Source organism: Lacrimispora brassicae (assembly GCF_054772055.1).
The window spans coordinates 23,678-45,634 of record NZ_BRYH01000013.1; the positions used below are offsets into that span (position 1 = coordinate 23,678).

18 protein-coding genes are annotated in these 21,957 nt (G+C 47.1%); 17 read left to right on the forward strand and 1 reads right to left on the reverse strand.

Annotation, left to right across the window (positions count from 1 at the left end; translation table 11 throughout):
• The first annotated feature begins 18 nt into the window (after positions 1–18).
• The 3 genes from ACYVD3_RS08340 (at position 19) to ACYVD3_RS08350 (ending at position 4,122) form a co-directional block, all read left to right on the forward strand.
• Positions 19–1,236, forward strand: coding sequence for a CCA tRNA nucleotidyltransferase (locus ACYVD3_RS08340; RefSeq protein ID WP_460642069.1), 1,218 nt, complete (start codon positions 19–21; stop codon positions 1,234–1,236).
• A 93-nt stretch (positions 1,237–1,329) separates the two neighbouring features.
• On the forward strand, positions 1,330–2,307 hold the full coding sequence (locus tag ACYVD3_RS08345; RefSeq protein ID WP_460642051.1) for a spore coat protein CotS: 978 nt from the start codon (positions 1,330–1,332) through the stop codon (positions 2,305–2,307).
• A 78-nt stretch (positions 2,308–2,385) separates the two neighbouring features.
• Positions 2,386–4,122 (forward strand): phospho-sugar mutase, encoded by a 1,737-nt coding sequence (locus ACYVD3_RS08350; RefSeq protein ID WP_460642052.1) that lies wholly within the window; start codon positions 2,386–2,388, stop codon positions 4,120–4,122.
• A 61-nt stretch (positions 4,123–4,183) separates the two neighbouring features.
• Here ACYVD3_RS08350 and ACYVD3_RS08355 read toward each other — a convergent pair whose 3' ends face one another.
• Positions 4,184–5,071, reverse strand: coding sequence for a putative ABC transporter permease (locus ACYVD3_RS08355; protein ID WP_460642053.1), 888 nt, complete (start codon positions 5,069–5,071; stop codon positions 4,184–4,186).
• A 205-nt stretch (positions 5,072–5,276) separates the two neighbouring features.
• On the opposite strand from ACYVD3_RS08355, the gene ACYVD3_RS08360 reads away from it, so the two are divergent.
• The 14 genes from ACYVD3_RS08360 (at position 5,277) to ACYVD3_RS08425 (ending at position 21,885) form a co-directional block, all read left to right on the forward strand.
• Positions 5,277–6,833: an ABC-F family ATP-binding cassette domain-containing protein gene (locus ACYVD3_RS08360; RefSeq protein WP_460642054.1), complete on the forward strand. Its 1,557-nt coding sequence runs from the start codon at positions 5,277–5,279 to the stop codon at positions 6,831–6,833.
• A gap of 426 nt (positions 6,834–7,259) precedes the next feature.
• Positions 7,260–8,264 carry a rod shape-determining protein MreB gene (gene mreB / locus ACYVD3_RS08365; protein WP_460642055.1) on the forward strand — a complete coding sequence of 335 codons (1,005 nt, stop codon included), beginning with the start codon at positions 7,260–7,262 and terminating at the stop codon, positions 8,262–8,264.
• Positions 8,265–8,495: 231 nt separating this feature from the next.
• Complete coding sequence (gene recD2 / locus ACYVD3_RS08370) at positions 8,496–10,721, forward strand: SF1B family DNA helicase RecD2 (RefSeq protein ID WP_460642056.1); 2,226 nt, start codon at positions 8,496–8,498, stop codon at positions 10,719–10,721.
• 179 nt (positions 10,722–10,900) lie between these two features.
• Positions 10,901–11,611 (forward strand): ComF family protein, encoded by a 711-nt coding sequence (locus ACYVD3_RS08375; RefSeq protein ID WP_460642057.1) that lies wholly within the window; start codon positions 10,901–10,903, stop codon positions 11,609–11,611.
• A 52-nt stretch (positions 11,612–11,663) separates the two neighbouring features.
• Complete coding sequence (locus tag ACYVD3_RS08380) at positions 11,664–12,155, forward strand: GNAT family N-acetyltransferase (RefSeq protein WP_460642058.1); 492 nt, start codon at positions 11,664–11,666, stop codon at positions 12,153–12,155.
• 28 nt (positions 12,156–12,183) lie between these two features.
• Positions 12,184–13,371, forward strand: a complete 1,188-nt coding sequence (locus ACYVD3_RS08385; RefSeq protein WP_460642059.1) for a MerR family transcriptional regulator — start codon at positions 12,184–12,186, stop codon at positions 13,369–13,371.
• 84 nt (positions 13,372–13,455) lie between these two features.
• A complete protein-coding gene (gene rfbA, locus ACYVD3_RS08390; protein WP_460642060.1) occupies positions 13,456–14,346 on the forward strand; it encodes a glucose-1-phosphate thymidylyltransferase RfbA in 891 nt (296 codons plus the stop codon).
• Between the two features lie 53 nt (positions 14,347–14,399).
• Positions 14,400–15,422 carry a dTDP-glucose 4,6-dehydratase gene (rfbB, locus tag ACYVD3_RS08395; protein WP_460642061.1) on the forward strand — a complete coding sequence of 341 codons (1,023 nt, stop codon included), beginning with the start codon at positions 14,400–14,402 and terminating at the stop codon, positions 15,420–15,422.
• A gap of 38 nt (positions 15,423–15,460) precedes the next feature.
• Complete coding sequence (gene rfbD / locus ACYVD3_RS08400; protein ID WP_460642062.1) at positions 15,461–16,309, forward strand: dTDP-4-dehydrorhamnose reductase; 849 nt, start codon at positions 15,461–15,463, stop codon at positions 16,307–16,309.
• An 18-nt stretch (positions 16,310–16,327) separates the two neighbouring features.
• Positions 16,328–17,233 carry a helix-turn-helix transcriptional regulator gene (locus tag ACYVD3_RS08405; RefSeq protein WP_460642063.1) on the forward strand — a complete coding sequence of 302 codons (906 nt, stop codon included), beginning with the start codon at positions 16,328–16,330 and terminating at the stop codon, positions 17,231–17,233.
• Positions 17,234–17,485: 252 nt separating this feature from the next.
• Positions 17,486–18,850 carry an ABC transporter substrate-binding protein gene (locus ACYVD3_RS08410; RefSeq protein WP_460642064.1) on the forward strand — a complete coding sequence of 455 codons (1,365 nt, stop codon included), beginning with the start codon at positions 17,486–17,488 and terminating at the stop codon, positions 18,848–18,850.
• 54 nt (positions 18,851–18,904) lie between these two features.
• Positions 18,905–19,804: a carbohydrate ABC transporter permease gene (locus tag ACYVD3_RS08415; RefSeq protein WP_460642065.1), complete on the forward strand. Its 900-nt coding sequence runs from the start codon at positions 18,905–18,907 to the stop codon at positions 19,802–19,804.
• The gene (locus tag ACYVD3_RS08420; RefSeq protein WP_460642066.1) at positions 19,797–20,636 is read left to right on the forward strand and encodes a carbohydrate ABC transporter permease; all 840 of its coding nucleotides are present in this window, start codon (positions 19,797–19,799) and stop codon (positions 20,634–20,636) included. Before ACYVD3_RS08415 ends, ACYVD3_RS08420 begins: the two co-directional genes overlap by 8 nt.
• A gap of 34 nt (positions 20,637–20,670) precedes the next feature.
• Entirely contained in the window at positions 20,671–21,885 is a 1,215-nt protein-coding gene (locus ACYVD3_RS08425) for an enolase C-terminal domain-like protein (RefSeq protein WP_460642067.1), read from the forward strand.
• The last annotated feature ends 72 nt before the right edge of the window (positions 21,886–21,957 follow it).

A 21,957-nucleotide genomic window follows, 5' to 3' on the forward strand; every position in this document is an offset into this window, starting at 1 on the left:
CCAGGAGGTAAAAAAGTGATAAAGATTCAGGTTCCGGAAGCGGCGAGGGGGATCATCGAACAACTGAATACCAACGGCTTTGAAGCTTACGTTGTGGGAGGCTGTGTGAGAGACAGCCTCCTGGGCCGGATGCCGGAAGACTGGGATATCACCACCTCAGCAAAGCCGGAACAAGTTAAGGAAATCTTTAAAAGAACGGTGGATACGGGGATCCAGCACGGCACAGTTACCGTACTGATTGAACATGAAGGATATGAGGTGACCACCTACCGCATAGACGGAGAGTATGAGGATGGACGTCATCCCAAATCCGTGGAATTTACGGGAAGCCTGCTTGAGGATTTAAAGCGCCGGGATTTTACTATCAATGCCATGGCTTACAGCGACCGGGAAGGGCTGGTAGATGCCTTTGACGGGGTGAAGGATTTAGAGAGCCGGACCATCCGCTGCGTGGGAAATGCTGTGGACCGGTTTACGGAGGATGCCTTAAGGATCTTAAGGGCAATCCGTTTTTCCGCCCAACTGGACTTTGCCCTGGAAGGGGAGACAAGGGCGGCGATTTCCGTTATCGCCCCCAATATGGCAAAGGTCAGTAAGGAACGGATACAGGTGGAGCTTACAAAACTCCTCCTTTCCAGTCACCCGGGGAGGGTAAAGGGTGTGTATGAAAATGGGATCGCCCCTTATATTTCCCGGTATTTTGAAGCTGCGGGAAGGCGGCTTCTGGAAGCAGAAAAAATTGGAGACCTTCCCCCTAAAAAACACATGCGCTGGTCTGGCTTTTTAAGACAGGAGGAACCTCAGGATGCAGTCTGTATCCTTAAGGAGCTTAAGCTGGACAATGATACGATTCATCAGACAAAAAACCTGGTCAGTTTGTGGAGAACAGAGCTCCCGGCCCATAAGCCGGCCATCCGGCAGGTCATGAGCGACCTTTCCCCAGAGTTTTTTCAAGATCTTCTGTGCTTTCAGAAGGTATTCTGCTCAGAACCTTATAAGAGCCGGGTAACACTTGTGGAGCAATATTCAGAGGAAATCTTAAGGGCCGGGGATTGTATCCGCTTAAAGGACATGGCCGTCACCGGCAGGGAACTGATGGATGCAGGCATGAAGCCCGGTCCTGAAATGGGGGCGGTGTTAAACCGTCTGTTCCAGATGGTCCTTAACCAGCCGGAATGCAATAATAAGGAATATCTGATGAAATCAGCAGAACATTTATTAGAGGAACAGGCCTAAGGCACGTATAACTTTCTGCCGTATTTTGCATATTTTTTTCCACCTCTTCATACCCTAGAAGTAGCTGATGAGCTAAGAGTTGGAGGGGTGGTTGTGAACGAGAAATACACAGAGGTGCTTTCGCAGTATGAGCTTGAAATTCTGGATGTGAAACGCGGCCGGGGCGCCTGGCTGTGTGAAACGAACCAGGGGCTTAAACTGCTTCGGGAATATAAAGGAACCTTAAAGCGCCTGGAATTTGAGGATCAGGTATTTTCACAGATGAAAGAAACCTGTCATTTAAACGTAGACCGTTACGTCAGGAATAAAGATGGTGAACTCCTCTCCAGTGCCGAGGATGGAACCCGGTGGATTGTAAAAGACTGGTATGCGGACCGGGAATGTAATTTGAAGGATAGCAAAGAGGTATTATGTGCCATCGAACAAATTGCTTCTTTACATAAAGTGCTGCGGAGGATCGAGTTTAAAGAGGAATGGAATCTGGGATCCATTTTGGTACAGCAGCCGGCTGAGGAAATGGAACGCCACAACAGGGAACTGGTGCGCGCCCGCACGTTTATCCGGAATAAAAGGAAAAAATCCGAGTTCGAACTGTGCGTCATGGGGAATTATGACATATTTTTCGAACAGGCCATGGAAGCCTGTAAAGGGATGGCAGGCTTTTATGAAAACAGGGAGAACAATGAGGAGTATTTGTGCCACGGGGACCTAAACCAGCACCACGTCCTCATGTGCTTTCACGATGTGGCCATCGTGGAGTTCAACCGCATGCACTTGGGACTGCAGATGGAGGATTTATACCATTTTATGCGTAAGGCCATGGAAAAGCATGAGTGGAATTTAAAGCTGGGCATGGCCATGCTGGAAACCTATACAAAGATTCTTCCTCTTTCAGATGGAGACAGGATATGCCTTTACTATTTGTTCCTGTATCCTGAAAAATACTGGAAGCAGATCAACTTTTATTATAACGCCAATAAGGCCTGGATTCCCGCACGGAATATTGAAAAGCTTAAGGATTTAGAGATTCAGCAGCCCATGCGGAATCTTTTCCTGTCACGAATAAAATAATGGAAATACGCTTTTCTTTTGCCCTGTTATGTTTTATAATAGCCATAACAGAAATGGTGAGAAAGGGGTATTATGCTTATGAAAGATTACAGGAGTATTTATGAGGAATGGCTTTTAAATCCATATTTTGATGAGGCGACGAAGGAAGAGCTCCGGGGGATCGCTGATGATGAAAATGAGATCAAAGAGCGTTTCTATCAGGATCTGGAATTTGGCACCGCCGGCCTAAGGGGCATCATTGGCGCCGGTATCAACCGGATGAATATTTATGTAGTTAGAAAAGCGACCCAGGGGCTTGCAAATTATATCATAAGCCAGGGCGGAGCAGATAAAGGTGTGGCCATTGCATACGATTCCAGGCATATGTCCCCGGAATTTGCAGAGGAAGCCGCCCTTACGCTGGCAGCCAATGGGATTAAGGCATATAAATTTGAATCTCTGCGCCCTACGCCGGAGCTTTCTTTTGCTGTAAGGGAATTAGGCTGCATTGCCGGAATTAATATCACAGCCAGCCACAACCCTCCGGAATACAACGGATACAAGGTATATTGGGAGGATGGCGCCCAGTTTACTCCGCCTCATGACAAAGGGGTGACCGCAGAAGTTTTAAATATCTCAGATATTTCCACAGTTAAGACCACTACTGTGGAAGCGGCAAAGGAATCAGACAAATATGAAATCATCGGAGCGGCTCTGGATGACAAATATATAGCTCACGTAAAGGCCCAGGTAGTGAATCAGGATGCCATTGATCAGATGCAGAATGATATTAAAATTGTCTATACTCCTCTCCATGGTACAGGCAATCTTCCTGCAAGAAGGGCATTAAAGGAAATCGGCTTTACCCATGTATATGTGGTTCCTGAGCAGGAACTGCCGGATGGTGAATTTCCAACGGTCAGCTATCCAAATCCTGAGGCCGAGGAAGCCTTTGAACTGGGCCTTGCCCTTGCAAAGGAAAAGGATGCGGACCTGGTTTTGGCAACGGACCCGGATGCTGACCGTCTTGGGGTGTATGTAAAGGATGAAAAATCCGGAGAATATATCCCCTTGACCGGCAACATGTCCGGTTCTCTTCTGTGCGAGTATGTGCTGAGCCAGAAAAAGGAAAGAGGAGCGATCCCAGCGGACGGACAGGTAGTCAAATCCATTGTCACCACCAATCTGGTGGATGCGGTGGCCAGGGCCTACGGCTGTGAGCTGATTGAGGTATTAACCGGCTTTAAATACATCGGACAGCAGATCTTAAAGGAAGAGGCCACCGGATACGGGACCTATATGTTTGGCCTGGAGGAAAGTTATGGCTGTCTGATCGGAACCTATGCCCGTGATAAGGATGCCATCTCTGCAACGGTGGCCTTGTGCGAGGCAGCAGCTTATTATAAGACAAAGGGCATGACCTTGTGGGATGCCATGACAGCCCTGTATGAGAAGTACGGCTATTATAAGGATGCGGTAAAAGCCATAGGTTTAAAGGGCATCGAGGGTCAGGAAAAGATCCGGGCCATCATGGAAACCATGCGAAAGGATACTCCGGCGGAAGTTGGCGGATATAAAGTTCTTTCTGCCAGGGACTATAAGCTGGATACTGTAAAAGATATGAGTACAGGAGAAGTAAATCCTACGGGGCTTCCCCAGTCTGACGTGCTTTATTATGAACTGACGGATGATGCGTGGCTGTGCGTAAGGCCTTCGGGAACGGAACCAAAGATCAAATTTTACTATGGCATTAAGGGCGCTTCCATGGCGGATGCAGATGAGAGATCTGCAAAGCTGGGAGATGGGGTCATGGCTATGGTAGATAAAATGATATAAGGAATTAAAAAAATAAGGCGGAGCTTGGTTTTTGACAAAGCTCCGTCTTTGCATTTGGCTGCTATGACTTTTTGTGTTTTTTGGAATATTCCTTTAAGTCTCTTAAAGCCTCTCCAAACAGCCGGGATGAAGCCGTAGGGTTCCGGCGGAGGATGCCCTTCCGGTAAAAGGTCAAACGCCCGGTCAGCCTGTCCCTGGTTTCCGTAAGGGACTGAAGGCGTTCCGCTAAAGTGGATTCTTTTAATGCGCTGGTGGTTTCGGCTTTCAGGGAAGAGATCTTTACCATTGTTTCGTCCTTTAAGTTGGTGGCCTTTTGAAGGGTCTCTGTTTTTATGTCCGACATCTTTTGGGCGGTTTCAGCCTTTAACAGGGAGAGCTGTACCTGTACCTCCTCCAGTTCTGACTTTAATTTTGTCATGGACTCCAGAATTCGGCCAAGGTCCAAAGCTTCCTTGATGGAGTGTACGGCATCGGTGACAAAAAGAATGCCGATCACCACCACAAGGACGATGGATACTGTCCCATCCAGGCCAAGGACCAGCCATTCTAAGGGGCGGTGAATAACCTCCGTCAGCAGCAGGGTGAGGAACCCCCATGCAATAGAGGTGCCAAGACAGACATATCCTTTTAGATTAAAAGGATTGTTGCTGTAGTCCCAGTATTTCATTTTAAATAGGCGCTCCATGAAGTAACCGGTGGCATATTCCAGGGCGGAGGCGCCTGCCATGCCGAAGAGAAATACCAGGAATATGTTGCCCTGGACGGGCAGGGACAGCCACAGCATGGTAATGGCGCCGCTTCCGTACAGAGGTAAAAGGGGAAGCCTTAAAAAACCACGGTTTACAAAATGAAAGCTTCTTACGGAAACGTAGGTGGATTCGATGATCCAGCCGATAAAGCAGTATATGAAAAAAAACAGCAGCCATTGATACCAAGTATACAAGTACATAAAATGTAAGCCTTTCTTTGAAAGATTTCTGTTGGGTTTATCATATACGTTTTTGTTGTTTTTTGCAACCTTTGCTTGCCTTAATCGCGTCTGTCATGTAGAATTATGATGTTTCATATTTAAAACGGTGAAAAAGCCGGCGAAAAGCCATGGATCACCGTAAGAATAAAAGAAGATTAAACCGCATTCATAAAGGAGTTTTTCAATGAGCATATTAAACGTAGAACATCTGACACATGGATTTGGGGACCGTGCCATCTTTCATGATGTATCCTTCCGCCTTTTAAAGGGAGAGCACATCGGCATGATCGGAGCCAACGGGGAAGGGAAATCCACATTTATGAATATCATAACCGGAACATTACAGCCGGATGAAGGAAAGGTGGAGTGGGCCAAACGGGTCCGTGTGGGTTATCTGGACCAGCATACGGTGCTGGAAAAGGGGATGACCATCCGGGATGTGTTAAAAGGTGCCTTTGGGTTCCTGTTTCAGATGGAAGAGCAGATGAATGGGATCTGTGACAAAATGGGAGAGGCCGATGAGGAGACCATGGCCTCCATGATGGAGGAACTTGGAACCATTCAGGACCTTCTCATGGCCCATGATTTTTATATTATTGATTCAAAGGTGGAGGAAGTGGCCAGAGCCCTGGGCTTAAGTGACATGGGCCTGGATAAGGATGTAACCGAGTTAAGCGGAGGCCAGAGGACCAAGATTCTTTTAGGAAAGCTTTTATTGGAAAAGCCGGATATCCTTCTCCTTGATGAGCCGACGAATTATCTGGATGTACAGCATATTGAGTGGCTGAAGCGTTATTTGCAGGAATATGAAAATGCATTTATCCTGATTTCCCATGATATCCCCTTCTTAAACAGTGTGGTCAATATCATTTACCATATGGAGAATCAGAACCTGGACCGCTATGTAGGAGACTATGAAAAGTTCCAGGAGGTGTATGCGGTGAAACGGGCGCAATTGGAGGCGGCTTATAAGCGGCAGCAGCAGGAGATTGCGGAGCTGGAGGATTTTGTGGCCCGGAACAAGGCCAGGGTTTCCACCAGAAACATGGCCATGTCCAGACAGAAGAAGCTGGATAAGATGGAGGTCATTGAGCTTTCAAAGGATAAGCCAAAACCGGAATTTCATTTTATGGAAGCCCGTACAGCCGGAAAATGCATCTTTGAAACCACGGACATGGTCATCGGCTATGAGGAACCTTTGTCAAGGCCATTGAATCTTTCCATGGAACGTGGGGAGAAGGTGGTTTTGGTAGGCGCAAACGGCATCGGCAAGACCACCCTGTTAAAGAGCATCCTGGGGCTGGTGCCATCCTTAAAGGGAAATGTGGAGCTTGGGGATTACCTTTCCATCGGATACTTTGAACAGGAGATGTCCCCCGGAAATACCACCACCTGCATCGAAGAGATCTGGAAGGAGTTTCCTTCCTATACCCAGTACCAGGTCCGGTCGGCTCTTGCCAAATGCGGCCTGACTACCAACCACATTGAGAGCCAGGTGCGGGTGCTCAGTGGAGGGGAGCAGGCAAAGGTGAGATTATGCAAGCTTCTTAACCGGGAAACCAATGTCCTTCTTCTGGACGAGCCAACCAATCACCTGGATGTAGAGGCAAAGGAAGAATTAAAGAGAGCTTTAAAGGAGTATAAGGGGAGCATTCTTCTGATCTGTCATGAACCGGAATTCTATGAAGGAATTGCTACCAGGGTGCTGGACTGCAAGGAATGGGCCCTTAGATTATCCTGATATGATTCTGATGAAGACATAAAAAATTGGGGCCTGACTCCTTTAAGGAACCGGACCCCAATTTAAATGCTGCGATTGGGAATAATAAGTATATAAAAATAAGAGAATGTTCTTTTAGGGGGGCCGGACGGCTTGCGCCGTCCGGTATGAGTATGAAAAAGCTTTGTGATTTCAAGTAAGTTACTTGAAACAAAAGGCCCGCTATCCTTTCGGATAACGTATTATTAGTATACGAAGAAATTGTGACTAAAATGTGTACCACATATTAAAAAAAAATAAACATAATAAAAATTAAAAAAAGCCTATGAATTCCCAGGGTTATTGTATATAATAAAATAGGAACTGTGACTTCATTTACCAATTAAACATAAGTTTGAAGATAAAGGAAACCCTGGGAACAGGATACAGCGAACAGGAGGAAGCAAGATGATGATGTCCAATGATATTGGAATCGATTTAGGTACAGCAAGCATACTGGTCTATATTAAGGGAAAGGGAGTTGTATTAAAGGAACCTTCCGTTGTAGCTATTGACCGTGATACTAATAAAATCAAAGCCATTGGAGAGGAAGCCAGGCTGATGATCGGAAGAACGCCGGGCAACATTGTGGCAGTAAGACCTCTTCGCCAGGGCGTTATTTCTGATTATACCGTGACGGAAAAAATGCTTAAGTATTTTATTAATAAGGCGGTTGGAAAAAAGACTCTGAGAAAGCCAAGGATCAGCGTCTGCATTCCCAGCGGTGCCACTGAAGTAGAGAAAAAAGCGGTAGAGGATGCTACTTACCAGGCTGGAGCCAGAGAGGTGGCGATCATTGAGGAGCCGGTGGCAGCAGCCATTGGAGCAGGGATCGACATTTCAAAGGCCTGCGGCAACATGATCGTTGATATTGGGGGAGGAACCTCTGATATTGCAGTTATTTCCCTTGGAGGCACGGTGGTGAGCACCTCCATCAAGGTGGCAGGAGACGATTTTGATGAGGCCCTTGTCCGTTACATGCGAAAGAAACATAACCTTTTGATCGGTGAGAGAACGGCTGAGGAAATTAAGATAAATATCGGTGCGGCCTACAGAAGGCCGGAGGTTCTGACCATGGAAGTCCGTGGGCGTAACCTGGTTACCGGTCTGCCAAAGACCATTGTGGTCACTTCCGATGAGACGTTAGATGCATTAAAAGAACCGGCCATGCAGATCGTAGATGCGGTTCACAACGTGCTGGAGCGTACTCCACCGGAGCTGGCGGCGGATATCTTTGACCGGGGGATCGTGCTTACGGGAGGCGGCTCTCTCTTAAGCGGCTTAGATGCCCTGATCGAAGAAAAGACGGGAATTACCACCATGATCGCAGAGGATCCACTGACTGCGGTAGCCATTGGAACAGGGAAATTCATTGAATTCATGCATGGCGGAGATAATAAAAGAGAATTTTAAACCAGGAAACAGGGCTGATAGGAATATCAGTCCTGTGAACGGTTGGCAGGACTGCTTTGGAGCGACCCTGACGGCATCTTAAGATTCCGGCGGGGCTGTTTTTGCGGCAGTCCGATTGTATTTATGCGTGCAACGAGCCCAATGAAGATGCTTACATCTTCATTGGGCGGATGCCGCGATAATGATTAAGAAACTGGCAAAGCGTGTTTCTTATCGTTTACGGGAGGAACTATGGCAACAGTCTGCGGATTTGTAGAGAAAATTAAATACAGGAACGAAGACAACGGCTACACCGTCTTAAGCCTTGTAGACGCCGGGGAGGAGTATACCCTTGTGGGGAGCTTTCACTACATAAGCGAGGGAGAAATGATCGAAGCGGTAGGGGCCATGACTGAGCACCCGGTTTATGGGGAGCAGATGACCGTAGAAAGCTATGAGATCAAGGCTCCGGAGGACATTGCGGCCATGGAACGGTACCTGGGATCAGGAGCCATTAAGGGGATCGGGGCGGCTTTGGCTTCCAGGATCGTCCGCCGCTTTAAAGCCGATACCTTCCGCATCATGGAGGAAGAGCCGGAACGGCTTTCCGAAGTGAAGGGAGTCAGCGAAAAGATGGCAATGTCCATTTCCCGGCAGGTAGAGGAGAAAAAGGAGATGCGCCAGGCCATGATGTTCCTTCAGGAATATGGGATCACCATGAATCTGGCGGTAAAGATCTACCAGGAGTACGGTCCCAGGCTTTATGGCGTATTAAAGGAGAACCCTTACCAGTTGGCTGATGATATTCCCGGCGTAGGATTTAAAATGGCGGATGAGATTGCCAGAAAAGCAGGAATTTTCACGGATTCGGATTTCCGCATTAAATGCGGGGTACTGTACATCCTTTTACAGGCTACGGCAAACGGGCATACCTATCTGCCCGAGGAAGAGCTTCTGTCTCAGGCTTCGGAGCTTCTTAGGATAGAAGTCTCCTTTATAGATAAGCATTTAATGGATATGCAGTTGGATAAGCGCCTTGTCATCCGGGAATCGGAAGGAAAGCGGATTGTTTACGCTTCCCAGTATTATTACATGGAACTGAATGTGGCAAAGATGCTCCATGACTTAAATATCAGGGGAAAGATGCCGGAGGAGGAGATCCGGGCCCAGCTTTTAAAGATTCAAAAGGAAGGGCAGATCGAACTGGATGAAAAGCAGGTCCAGGCGGTGGTGGAAGCGGTCAACAGCGGGCTTCTCATCGTCACCGGAGGTCCCGGTACAGGGAAGACCACCACCATCAACACCATCATACGGTTCTTTGAAAGCCAGGAGATGGAGATCCTTCTGGCGGCTCCCACAGGCAGAGCCACAAAGAGGATGACGGAGGCCACCGGGTACGAGGCCAGGACCATTCACCGGCTTTTGGAACTGACCGGAGTTCCGGGAGACGACCGTTCCGTTGGAATGCATTTTGAGCGGAATGAAGAAAATCCTTTGGATGCAGATGCGGTGATCATTGATGAGACCTCCATGGTGGATATTCATTTGATGCAGTCTCTTTTAAAGGCCATTAATCCGGGGACAAGGCTCATCCTGGTGGGGGACGTGAATCAGCTTCCCAGCGTTGGCCCTGGAAACGTGCTCCGGGACATGATTGATTCCGGCAGCTTTAATGTAGTCATGCTGACCAAGATTTTCCGGCAGGCAACCCAAAGCGACATTGTGGTCAATGCCCATAAGATCAATGGAGGCGAGCCGGTTCCTCTGGGGAAAAAGAGCAATGACTTTCTGTTCATCAAGCGAGAGGATCCCAATGCCATCATTAATGCCATGATCACTCTGGTTCAGGACAAGCTGCCCGGTTATGTCCATGCAAAGACCTATGACATCCAGATCATGACGCCCATGAGAAAAGGGGCCATTGGTGTGGAACGGCTTAATTCCATTTTGCAGGAATATTTGAATCCACCTGGGGAAGGAAAGGCTGAAAAGGAAACGGCCGGAGCCACTTACCGGGTAGGGGATAAGGTCATGCAGATCAAGAATAATTATAACATTGAGTGGGAGGTCCGCAACGGATACGGGATCCCCGTGGACAAGGGTACGGGCATTTACAATGGGGATATGGGGATTATCCGGGACATCAACTCCTTTGCCGAGCTGGTGACGGTGGAATTCGACGAAGGCCGCATGGTGGAGTACAGCTTTAAGCAGTTAGAGGAGCTGGAACTTGCCTATGCCATTACCATTCACAAATCCCAGGGAAGCGAATACCCGGCAGTTGTCATCCCTGTTTTCTCCGGTCCCAGGATGCTCATGACCAGAAATTTAATCTATACTGCGGTGACCCGTGCAAAATCCTGCGTTTGTCTTGTGGGAATGCCGGAGGTCTTCAAGGATATGGTAAACAATGAAATGGAACAGCGCAGATATTCCGGCTTAAAAGACCGGATCTGCGAAATCAGCAGATTATCTTAAATTAGAGAAACACACGCTGCGTGTTTCTCTAATTATGGCAGTGGCCGTCCCGTGAACATGCAAGTGTGTTCCTTCGGTTCGTCACTGGCGTAAATTCTTTGGGCAGACAGGCTTTGTATGGGTTTGCCTATCTTACAATTCTTTTGCATCTATTCATTCTTTAAGGAGAATTCTCTTATATGTACCCTTCTTTTTTAATTGATCTGTTATTTCCCAGACGGTGCCCTGTCTGTGACGGGATCGTTATGCCAAAGGGCAGGCTGATCTGCCTGTCATGCATGAAAAAGCTGTCATTTGTCAAGGATCCTGTCTGTAAAAAATGCGGTAAAGAGATCATAAGCCCTCATATGGAGTATTGCTTTGACTGTGTCAGGCACAGGCGCACCTTTGAATACGGCAGAGCCCTTATGAATTATGACGAAAACGCCGGAAGCTCCATAGGGAAAATCAAATATAAGAATAAACGGGAATACCTGGATTTTTATGGGGAAGCCATCTGTGCCAGGTATGAAAAACTGATCCTGCGCATGGATGCAGACGTCCTTGTTCCTGTTCCGGTCCATCCTTCCAGGAGAAGGGAAAGAGGGTTTAACCAGGCAGAGCTTTTGGCCCGCAGGATCGGAGAGCGTCTTGGAATCCCTGTCTGCTCCCAAATGCTGGTCAGAAATAAAAAAACCATGCCTCAGAAGGGGCTTGATCCGGCAGGAAGGCTTAAGAATCTGGAGGAGGCATTTACGGCGGGGGAAATATTAAAAGGAGTGGAAGGAGTCATTCTGGTGGATGACATTTATACCACGGGAAGCACCATAGAGGCCTGTACACGTGCCCTGAAAAAAGCAGGAATAAAAAGGGTTTATTTTCTTGCGATTTGTATTGGACGAGGACAGTAGATTGATGTATGATATCATTTGATAAGAACAATCATACCTGGGAGGAAAGAATATGGTGATCAGAACCGCAGTAGAAAAGGATATGCCGGAGCTTTTGGACATTTATAATTATGAGGTGGAGCATGGGCTGGCCACGTTTGATTTAAATCCTAAAACCATGGAGGAACGGCTGGTCTGGTTCCGGGATCATAACGTGGGAAACCACCCTTTGATTGTGGCAGAGGAAGATGGAAAAGCTGTGGGCTATGCAAGCCTTTCCACTTACCGTCCCAAGGAGGCTTATGGGGCTACTGTGGAACTGTCCGTATACATTGATAAGGATTACCGCCGCAGAGGAATTGCTGGGGAGCTGGCTTTTGCTATCCTTGAGATTGCAAAGGAACGGGACGACATCCACACGGTCATTTCTGTTATAACCGGAGGGAACGAGGCCAGCATCCGGCTCCATGAACGGCTGGGATTTGTCCACTGCGGGACCATAAGGGAAGTGGGAGTAAAGTTTGGGAAAATGCTGGATATTGAGAATTTTCAGATGATGGTTTAAGATGGTAATTCAGGAAAAAGGAGGTGACATGGCGGTGAACCAATACTATACTTCAGGCCAGTTCGCAAAAAAGGCCAATGTTTCCATACGCACTGTCCGGTATTACGATAAACAGGGACTGTTAAAACCTTCAGGAATGAGTGAGGGAGGATACCGGCTTTATACGGATTCTGATTTCGCAAAGCTTCAGAAAATTCTTTCCTTAAAATATCTGGGCTTTTCCTTAGATGAGATCCGTTCCATTACCATCAATGACAATGACAATGATTACGTGGAAGGATCTCTCCGCCTTCAATTAAATCTGATCAGAAAGAGGATTGAGCACTTAAAGCTGGTGGAGCAGACCCTTACGGAAACGTCAAAGCTGGTGACGGAAAATCAGTCTGTGGACTGGAATAAAATCCTCCACTTAATCCATATTACCAATATGGAACGGTCCCTTGTGGAGCAGTATAAGGATGCGGCCAACATAAGCATCCGGATCGGGCTTCACAAAAAGTATACAAAGAACCCTACGGGATGGTTTCAGTGGCTGTACGGCCTTATGGAACCTTTGGATGGAAAAAGCGTTCTGGAGCTGGGATGCGGCAACGGGGAACTTTGGCATGCAAACAAGGACAGGCTGCCGGCGGATGCAAAGATCTGCCTGTCTGACGTTTCAGAAGGAATGATCCGGGATGTGGAAGACAGTCTGAAAAGCGTTCCCGGTTCCTTTGCCTTTGAAGTGTTTGACTGCCGCCAGATCCCAAAGCCTGAGGAAAGCTTTCATATTGTGGCAGCCAATCATGTCCTGTTTTACTTGACGAATCTGGATGGGGCGCTGGAACAGGTGCAGAAGGTTCTAAAGCCTGAGGGCGTTTTTTACTGCAGCACCTACGGATTGGACCATATGAAGGAGATCAGCCAGTTGGTAAAGGAATTCGATTCCAGAATCGCTTTGTCCGAAGTGAATCTATATGATGTGTTTGGGCTTGAGAATGGAGAGGAGATCTTGAAAAGCCATTTTCATTCTGTGGAGAAGAGAGACTATAAGGATTACCTGGAAGTCAGTGACCCGGGCGCGCTAATGGAATACATACTTTCCTGCCATGGAAACCAACAGGAGTATTTAAGCGACCATTATGAGGAATTCCGGGAATTTCTGAAGAAAAAAATGGAAAAGAAGGGTTTTATCCATATTACGAAACGGGCCGGAGCATTTATCTGCAGAAAGTAAAGAAAAATTAATGGAAAAGGACTTGACAGTGACCTTACGTCACCCTGTATGATGGTATCACGAAATGATACGGAGGAAAAACAAATGAAGGGAATTATTCTTGCCGGAGGATCCGGCACCAGACTTTACCCGCTGACCATGGTAACTTCCAAACAGTTACTGCCTATTTATGACAAGCCGATGATTTATTATCCACTGTCCGTTTTAATGAATGCAGGGATACGGGATATTCTGATCATCTCCACGCCTGACGATACGCCCAGGTTTGAGGCACTTTTAGGAGACGGGAGCCAATTTGGGATGAGCCTGTCCTATGCGGTTCAGCCTTCCCCTGATGGTCTTGCCCAGGCATTTATCATTGGAGCGGAATTCATCGGAGACGACAGCGTGGCTATGATCCTTGGGGATAATATTTTTGCTGGTCACGGCCTTAACAAACGCCTGTTAAATGCAGCCAACAAAAAGGATGGAGCCACTGTATTCGGTTATTATGTGGATGATCCGGAGCGCTTTGGTATCGTGGAATTTGATTCGGACGGAAAGGCAGTATCCATTGAAGAAAAACCTGCAAAGCCAAAGAGCAATTACTGTGTGACCGGCCTTTATTTCTACGATAATAAGGTGGTGGAATATGCGAAGAATTTAAAACCATCCCCCAGAGGCGAGCTGGAGATTACGGATTTAAACCGCATTTATCTGGAAAAGGGAAAGCTTGATGTGGAGCTTTTGGGCCAGGGCTTTACCTGGCTTGATACAGGAACCCATGAGTCCCTGGTAGATGCCACCAATTTTGTCCGTACTATGGAGACACACCAACACAGGAAGGTCGCCTGTCTGGAAGAAATCGCTTTTTTAAATCACTGGATCACAAAGGATCAGTTGATGAAGAGCATTGAGCCTTTGAAAAAGAACCAGTACGGGCAATATCTGATGGATGTCCTTGCCGGAAAATACATTGACAAATTACACGGTTAAGGAAGTTTCCATTAAAAAAAGATTATGCCAATAAAAAGCAGGAGGAATATATCATGAAAATTATCGTTACCGGAGGAGCCGGTTTTATCGGCGGAAATTTCGTGCACCATATGGTGAATAAGTATCCGGATTACCAGATCATCAATCTGGACCTTTTGACCTATGCAGGAAACTTAGAGACATTAAAGCCTGTTGAGGATAAGCCTAATTATAGATTTGTAAAAGGAGATATTGCGGACAGAAGCTTTGTTTTCGACCTTTTTGAAAAGGAAAAACCCGATGTTGTGGTAAACTTTGCGGCAGAGAGCCATGTTGACCGCTCCATTACAGATCCTGAAAGCTTTGTAAGAACCAATGTTATGGGAACCACCACCCTTCTTGATGCCTGCCGTACTTACGGCATCAAGCGCTATCATCAGGTTTCTACCGATGAAGTATACGGCGACCTGCCTTTGGACCGCCTGGACTTGTTCTTCACAGAAGAAACACCCCTTCATACCTCAAGCCCCTATTCTTCTTCAAAGGCCAGTGCAGATCTTTTCGTACAGGCATACCAGAGAACGTTTGGGCTTCCGGTGACCATTTCCAGATGCTCCAATAATTACGGGCCGTATCATTTCCCGGAGAAGCTGATTCCTCTTATTATCAGCCGCGCCCTGGCAGATGAAGAGCTTCCGGTATACGGAACTGGGGAAAATGTGAGAGACTGGCTCCATGTTTCCGATCACTGTGAGGCCATTGACCTGATCATTCACAAGGGAAAAGTAGGCGAGGTCTACAATGTAGGCGGACATAACGAGCGCACCAACTTAGAAGTGGTTAAGACCATTCTTAAGGCCCTTGATAAACCGGAGAGCCTGATCAAATTTGTTACGGACCGCCCGGGCCATGACAGACGTTATGCCATTGACCCGAAGAAGCTGGAAACTGAACTTGGATGGAAGCCCAAATATAACTTTGATACGGGAATCCGTCAGACCATCCAGTGGTATCTGAACAATGAGGATTGGTGGAAGCATATTATCAACGGGGAATACCAGAATTATTTTGACAATATGTACGGTAACCGTTTATAAAATTCTCCGGCATGATTCCCTTAAGAAAAGAGGCATCTATGAAAGTATTTGTTACTGGTGTAAAGGGCCAGCTTGGATTTGATGTAGTAAATGAATTGAAAAAGCGGGGACATGAAGCAGTCGGCGTGGACATTGATGAGATGGACATCACCGACAGGGACAGTGTGAACCGGGTCATTAAGGCGGCCGCTCCCCAGGCAGTCATCCACTGTGCTGCCTATACGGCTGTGGATGCGGCAGAAGAGAATGAGGAAGTGTGCCGGAACGTGAACGCAAAGGGTACGGAGTACATTGCAAAGGTGTGCCGGGAACTGGATATCCGGATGATGTACATCAGCACGGATTATGTATTCGATGGACAGGGAACCCGTCCCTGGGAGCCTGATGATGAAAGAGAACCGTTAAATGTTTACGGTCAGACCAAATATGAGGGAGAACTGGCAGTGGAAGAAAACCTCACCAAGTATTTCATCGTCAGGATCGCCTGGGTATTTGGAGTGAACGGAAAGAACTTCATAAAGACCATGCTGAACCTGGGAAAGACTCATGATAAATTAACGGTAGTGGCCGACCAGACAGGATCTCCCACCTATACCTATGATCTTGCCCGCCTTCTGGTGGACATGATAGAAACTGAAAAATACGGGAGTTACCATGCCACCAACGAAGGCCTGTGCACCTGGTATGAGTTTGCCTGTGAAATCTTTAAACAGGCGGGCATGGATGTAAAGGTGGAGCCTGTCGGCTCAGATCAGTATCCGGCTAAAGCAAAACGGCCTGCCAACAGCCGCATGAACAAGGATAAGCTGGAGGAAAACGGTTTTCTTCGCCTGCCTTCCTGGCAGGATGCCTTAAAACGGTATCTGGAGGTCGTTTTTCCCGGTTAAGCATCAGCAGGAGGGGATATGGAAATCAAGATCAATGATTACTGGGAACCGGATCATTTCCGCGCCTTAAGTGAAGACAATTACAATGTCTCAAGATCCTGTGAGTACGAAAAGAATGGGATGCACCATATTCATACGGCCAGTGAGCTTTTGTTTGTGGAAGAGGGCTCTGCGGAATATTATGTAGTCGGAAAGAAATATCTTCTGGAAAAGGGAGATATTATGGTGATCGGAGGGCAGGAGCATCATCAGAGAAGGCTTTTGGGCCTTCCCTTCCTGCGGTACGGGCTTTCCGTCCGCCCCTCCTATTATGAGAGCTTAAATCTTGGGGAAGACTTGAAAAAGGTATTTGCCACGCCCACCCAGCAGGCGTTTCAGGAACATTATAAGCATGTGGATGAACAGGTATTCAACCGTGTGACAGGCCTTATAAAAGAATTGTATGAGGAGCAGGAGATCCATCAGCCGTTCCGGTCCATGATGGAGCGGTCGATCATCACGAAGATCACCGTATTGCTGTTCCGGGCATTTGGATTGGAACGGACGGAAAGTGAATTGTCCGAGATGAACTTACGAATGATAGCCATCAAGGAATATATTGACATACATTATCAGGAGAACCTGGATTTAAAGATTTTAAGTGAACTTTTTTATCTCCATCCGGCTACCATCAGTAAGGAATTTAACAAGTATTTTGGAAAAACCCTGATAAAGTACATCAACATTGTCAGGGTATGTGAGGCCGCAAAGCTGCTTGAAAACACCAATGAGAGCGTTACTGCGGTCTCCGCAAAATGCGGATATGACAGCGTGAACACATTTTTGAGGCAATTTAAATCGATAATGGAAACAACTCCCCTGCAGTACCGGAAAGCCATTAATGAGTTGTTTAAAAGGAGCAAGGAAGAAAACCAAAGGCCGTAAGAGATTATGGTCTTTTTTTAATTCATGGAAAATTATGCACGGTGAATTTCAGAAGAAACCCCGCTCCTGTGCAGAAGCCTGCAATGCAGGCCCTTTGCCTTTGAGAGAAAAGGGAGGCAGGAAAATATTTGAAAGTGTAATTAAAAAATGGTGATTATTGACTAAAATCTATACAGAATAAACAAAAGGAATAAGATATGATGATAGCAGATAAGAGAAACCGGTTAATAATCACTAATGGAGGAGTTTACTATGAAAAAAAGAGTTCTTGCATTATTCTTTTCTGCCCTTATGGCAATGTCCCTGATGACAGGCTGCGGAGGGAGCAGTCAGAAAGAAACAACAGCGGCAGCAGCAAAAGAGACTGAAAAGGCACAGACAAGTGCCGCAGAAAAAGGAGCAGAGGGGGAGAAGGTACTGCTCACGGTTTTTGACGGCTATGCGGGCGAGGATCCTCACGGAAAGTTCATCTACCAGTATGCGGAAGAGTATATGGCCCAAAATCCCAACGTGGTCATCGATGTACAGGCTGTCAGCACCAACGACATTTACACAAAGCTTTCAGCCATGGCTGCCACACCAAAGGATGTGCCCACCATTTTCTTCACATCGGCAGACGCAATTGCAACCCTTCGTGACCTGGGGCTGACAGCGGATATCAGCGGGCTTGTGCCGGAAGATTTAAAGGCCAAATTTGCCAATGGGGTTGTGGATTCCTGTATGCTGGAAGATGAGATGTCATATTTCCCGGTTGCGGTTCAGCCCCAGGCAGTGATCTACCGTGCGGACAGGTTCAAGGAAGCTGGTTTAGAGGCTCCAAAGTCATGGGAAGAGTTCGTAGCTGCTGCAAAGACCCTTACAAAGGATACCAACAATGACGGGCAGATGGATGAGTGGGGATTTGATATGGTTGGTTCCAATAACTCTTCCGGACAGAGCCGTTTCATGGCGTACTTATGGTCCAACGGGATTGATTGCGTGAAGGAAGAAAACGGCAAGTGGATCACTGATATTTCAGAAGACCAGAAATTCATGGATGCATTTTCAAGATGGACCAACATGAATGTAGACGGCATCGTTCCTACAGGAATCACAGAAGTGGATTATCCCACAGCCGCCAATTATTTTGCAATGGGATATACCAGCATGTTCCTTACGGGCCCCAATGCTCTTGGCGTGGCTTATGCCAATAACCCTGAATTAAAGGGAAAACTGGGATCCTTTAAAATGCCTGGAGATTATCCGGGAACCATGCTTGGGACCGAAGGCTATGCTGTCAGCGCCTATGCAACCGATGGGGAGAAGGCAGCAGCCATTGACTATCTGAAGTTTTTTGTAGAGCATGACAAGGACATGCAGTTTTGGCAGAGCAGCGGTAAGATTCCGGCAACAGCAGAAGGACAGAAGGCGGAATATATATCCGGAGATGATTATGCAGGCTTTTTACAGCAGATCGCAGACGGCTGCCGTCCCACCGTTAAGTTTGCAGGTGTCAGCGGCTTAAAGAGCGCTTTGGGAAATGCATATGCATCTGTGTTCTCCAATGAAAAAACAAACGAAGAGGCAGTTAAGACCCTGGTAAGCGATGTTGATGAATTGCTAGAGGATTATAACTAATAATAAAAATGAGGGAGGAATCATCCTCCCTCAAAAAATTGAGAAGGGAGTAAGATGAATTTCATGAACAAAAATGGAACTGCCCAAATAAAAGTGAAGTCCCAGAGGCAAGGCTATTACTTTACTCTGCCGATTGTCGTCATGTTGGCTGCCCTTATCATTTATCCTATGGTTTATGGGTTCTATATCAGTTTTTTTAACACGAATCTGGTGACGAAATGGAATTTTGTAGGCTTTAAATATTATGCAGCAGCATTTAAAGAAGCGGCCTTCTACCAGTCGGTCCTGCTGACCACCGTGTTTATGATTTTGGTAGTAGCAGGGCATTTTATTCTGGGATTTATCCTGGCGACCCTGCTTAACAGGGAATTTAAAGGAAGAACTATTTTCCGGGTCATATTCATGCTCCCCTGGTTTTTCCCTGAAGCTGTGGTGGCCCTTTTATTTACCTGGATCATGAACCCCATGTACGGGATTTTAAACAGCGCCTTAAAAGGGCTTGGGCTCATATCCACCAATATTTCCTGGCTGGGAAGCAAGGAGCTGGCTTTCCCGGCAGTGATATTTGTCTGCATCTGGAAGGGATTCCCCCTGGTCATGACCATGATTCTGGCAGGCTTACAGAGCATACCCAGGGACTATTATGAGGCGGCGGAAATTGACGGTGCCAGCAAATGGGCGGGGTTTCGGTACATCACTGTTCCGTCCTTAAGGCCCATCCTGACTACTGTCCTGATTCTGGACTGCGTCTGGTGGTTCAAGCAGTATACCCTGGTTTACACCATGACAGCAGGCGGACCGGGAACTGCCACGAATTTAATCAGCTTAAGCATCTATGGTACGGCATTTAATGATTTGAGATTCGGAAAGGCTTCGGCCTGGGGAATCCTGGTGTTCTTTATTTGCTATTTGATCAGTCTGGTGAGTAAGGTGGTGACAAAGGAAAATGAGTAGATCAAAAAAGAAAAGAAACAGTTTGGCTGCAACCTATGCTGCGTTGGTTTTCATGGCCTCTTTTATCGTGGTTCCGGTTCTGTGGATGATATCCACTGCGTTTAAAACAGAGCCGCAGACGTATTATCCTCAGCCCAAGTGGATCCCGGACCCGTTTTCCCTGGATTCCTTCCGGAAATTCTTTAATACCTATAATTTTGGACGTATGACCTTAAACAGTCTGGTGGTATGCCTTTCCGCCATGGTGATCTGCGTGGCCTTTGCCTGTCTGGCCGGATATGGGGTGACCAGATTCCGGTTTAAGGGAAGAAAACAGCTTATGAGCTTTCTTCTCATTACTCAGATGTTTCCGGGAGTCATGCTGGTGGTGCCGTTTTATGCGGTGCTTTCTAAGTATCATCTTGTCAACTCCCTGCTTGGCCTGGTCATCGTATATGCAGCCACAAATATTGCGTTCAGCACGTGGATGATCGTTTCTTATTTTAAGACCATTCCCCTGGAGCTTGATGAGGCGGCACGGGTGGATGGGGCTTCCAGCTTCCGTATTTTCTGGAATATCATTCTCCCCCTGATCGTTCCTGGAATTGCGGCGGTAGCTATGTTCGTGCTGTTTAACGGCTGGAATGAATATATGTTTTCTTCTGTCCTGGTATCCAAGGATGAATTAAAAACACTCACTGTTGGGATCATTTCCTTAAATTCTCAATATCAGATTAAGTGGAATGACTTAATGGCAGCATCCAGCATATCCAGTCTTCCTTTGGTAATCCTGTTTGTAAGTTTCCAGAAGTATTTTATTGCAGGAATGACCGGAGGGGCTGTAAAGAGCTGATTTGCAGAGAATATGACTTACGGAGGTAATTAAAATGGATCATATAAAAATCCATGACATTAAAGTTTTTGTAACAGCCCCAAGAAATATCAACCTGGTTGTGGTAAAGGTAGAAACAACGGAGCCGGAGCTGTACGGCTATGGCTGTGCCACATTTACATGGAGGCATAAGGCGGTGGTTACCGCCATTGAAGAGTACCTGCGCCCCATGCTCAAAGGAAAGCCTGTGGATGACATTGAAGGAATCTGGCAGACCATGATGGGAAGCTCCTACTGGAGAAACGGGCCGGTTTTAAACAATGCCATTTCCGGTGTTGATGAGGCATTGTGGGACATTAAGGCAAAACGGGCAGGAATGCCCCTGTACAGCCTTCTGGGCGGAAAATGCCGGGAAGGGATCGCGGTTTACCGCCATGCGGACGGAAGCTCCATCGAAGAGGTGGAAGAATGCATCCGCGGCTATATGGAGGAAGGATACCGTTACATCAGATGCCATATGGGCACCTACGGCGGAAACTTTGACGGAAAGATCCAGAGGATCGTAAAGCCTGAAAATGCCCCGGAGGGAGCATACTTCCATCCGAGAATGTACATGGAAAGTGTTTATAAGCTGTTTGACCGGGTCCGCAGGGATGTGGGCTGGGAGGTGGAGCTGATGCATGATGTCCACGAACGCTTAAGCTTTGCCGAAACGCTGGAATTTGCCCGGGAAATGGAGCAGTACAAGCTGTTTTTTCTGGAGGATTCTCTTGCGCCGGAGCACGTGGAGTTTTTCAAGACCCTGCGGCACCATACCATTCTTCCTTTGGCCATGGGGGAGCTGTTTACCAATCCTAATGAATGGAAGACCATGGTACAGAACCAGTGGATCGATTATATCAGGGTTCATTTAAGCGATATCGGAGGACTGACTCCTGCCAGAAAGCTGGCGCATTTTTGTGAGGCTTATGGGGTGCGGACAGCATGGCACGGACCAAATGACTTATCTCCTATTGGAATGGCAGTGCAGATGCATCTGGATTTAAACAGCCATAATTTCGGCATACAGGAATTTTCCGGTTTCAGTAAAGAGGAGCAGGAGGTATTCCCAGGCTGTCCGGTGATCAGGGAAGGGTATGCCTATGTAAACCGTGAGCCGGGAATCGGAGTCGGATTTGATGAAAAAGCGGCGGAAAAGTATCCGGCAGTGGATATGGATCATTGCTGGCTGTTTTCAAGGCTTCCTGATGGAACGCCGGTAAGGCCGTAACAAAAAAATACAGGATACATACGATTAAGCAAGAATGTCAGGCCGGGAAGGGCCAAAAAACCCCTTTTATTC

Coding starts and splice junctions, on each gene's coding strand:
- ACYVD3_RS08350 (WP_460642052.1), top strand. CDS start 2,386: ATGAAAGATTACAGGAGTATTTATGAGGAATGGCTTTTAAATCCATAT.
- ACYVD3_RS08355 (WP_460642053.1), bottom strand. CDS start 5,071: ATGTACTTGTATACTTGGTATCAATGGCTGCTGTTTTTTTTCATATAC.
- ACYVD3_RS08360 (WP_460642054.1), top strand. CDS start 5,277: ATGAGCATATTAAACGTAGAACATCTGACACATGGATTTGGGGACCGT.
- mreB (WP_460642055.1), top strand. CDS start 7,260: ATGATGATGTCCAATGATATTGGAATCGATTTAGGTACAGCAAGCATA.
- recD2 (WP_460642056.1), top strand. CDS start 8,496: ATGGCAACAGTCTGCGGATTTGTAGAGAAAATTAAATACAGGAACGAA.
- ACYVD3_RS08375 (WP_460642057.1), top strand. CDS start 10,901: ATGTACCCTTCTTTTTTAATTGATCTGTTATTTCCCAGACGGTGCCCT.
- ACYVD3_RS08380 (WP_460642058.1), top strand. CDS start 11,664: ATGGTGATCAGAACCGCAGTAGAAAAGGATATGCCGGAGCTTTTGGAC.
- ACYVD3_RS08385 (WP_460642059.1), top strand. CDS start 12,184: ATGGCGGTGAACCAATACTATACTTCAGGCCAGTTCGCAAAAAAGGCC.
- rfbA (WP_460642060.1), top strand. CDS start 13,456: ATGAAGGGAATTATTCTTGCCGGAGGATCCGGCACCAGACTTTACCCG.
- rfbB (WP_460642061.1), top strand. CDS start 14,400: ATGAAAATTATCGTTACCGGAGGAGCCGGTTTTATCGGCGGAAATTTC.
- rfbD (WP_460642062.1), top strand. CDS start 15,461: ATGAAAGTATTTGTTACTGGTGTAAAGGGCCAGCTTGGATTTGATGTA.
- ACYVD3_RS08405 (WP_460642063.1), top strand. CDS start 16,328: ATGGAAATCAAGATCAATGATTACTGGGAACCGGATCATTTCCGCGCC.
- ACYVD3_RS08410 (WP_460642064.1), top strand. CDS start 17,486: ATGAAAAAAAGAGTTCTTGCATTATTCTTTTCTGCCCTTATGGCAATG.
- ACYVD3_RS08415 (WP_460642065.1), top strand. CDS start 18,905: ATGAATTTCATGAACAAAAATGGAACTGCCCAAATAAAAGTGAAGTCC.
- ACYVD3_RS08420 (WP_460642066.1), top strand. CDS start 19,797: ATGAGTAGATCAAAAAAGAAAAGAAACAGTTTGGCTGCAACCTATGCT.
- ACYVD3_RS08425 (WP_460642067.1), top strand. CDS start 20,671: ATGGATCATATAAAAATCCATGACATTAAAGTTTTTGTAACAGCCCCA.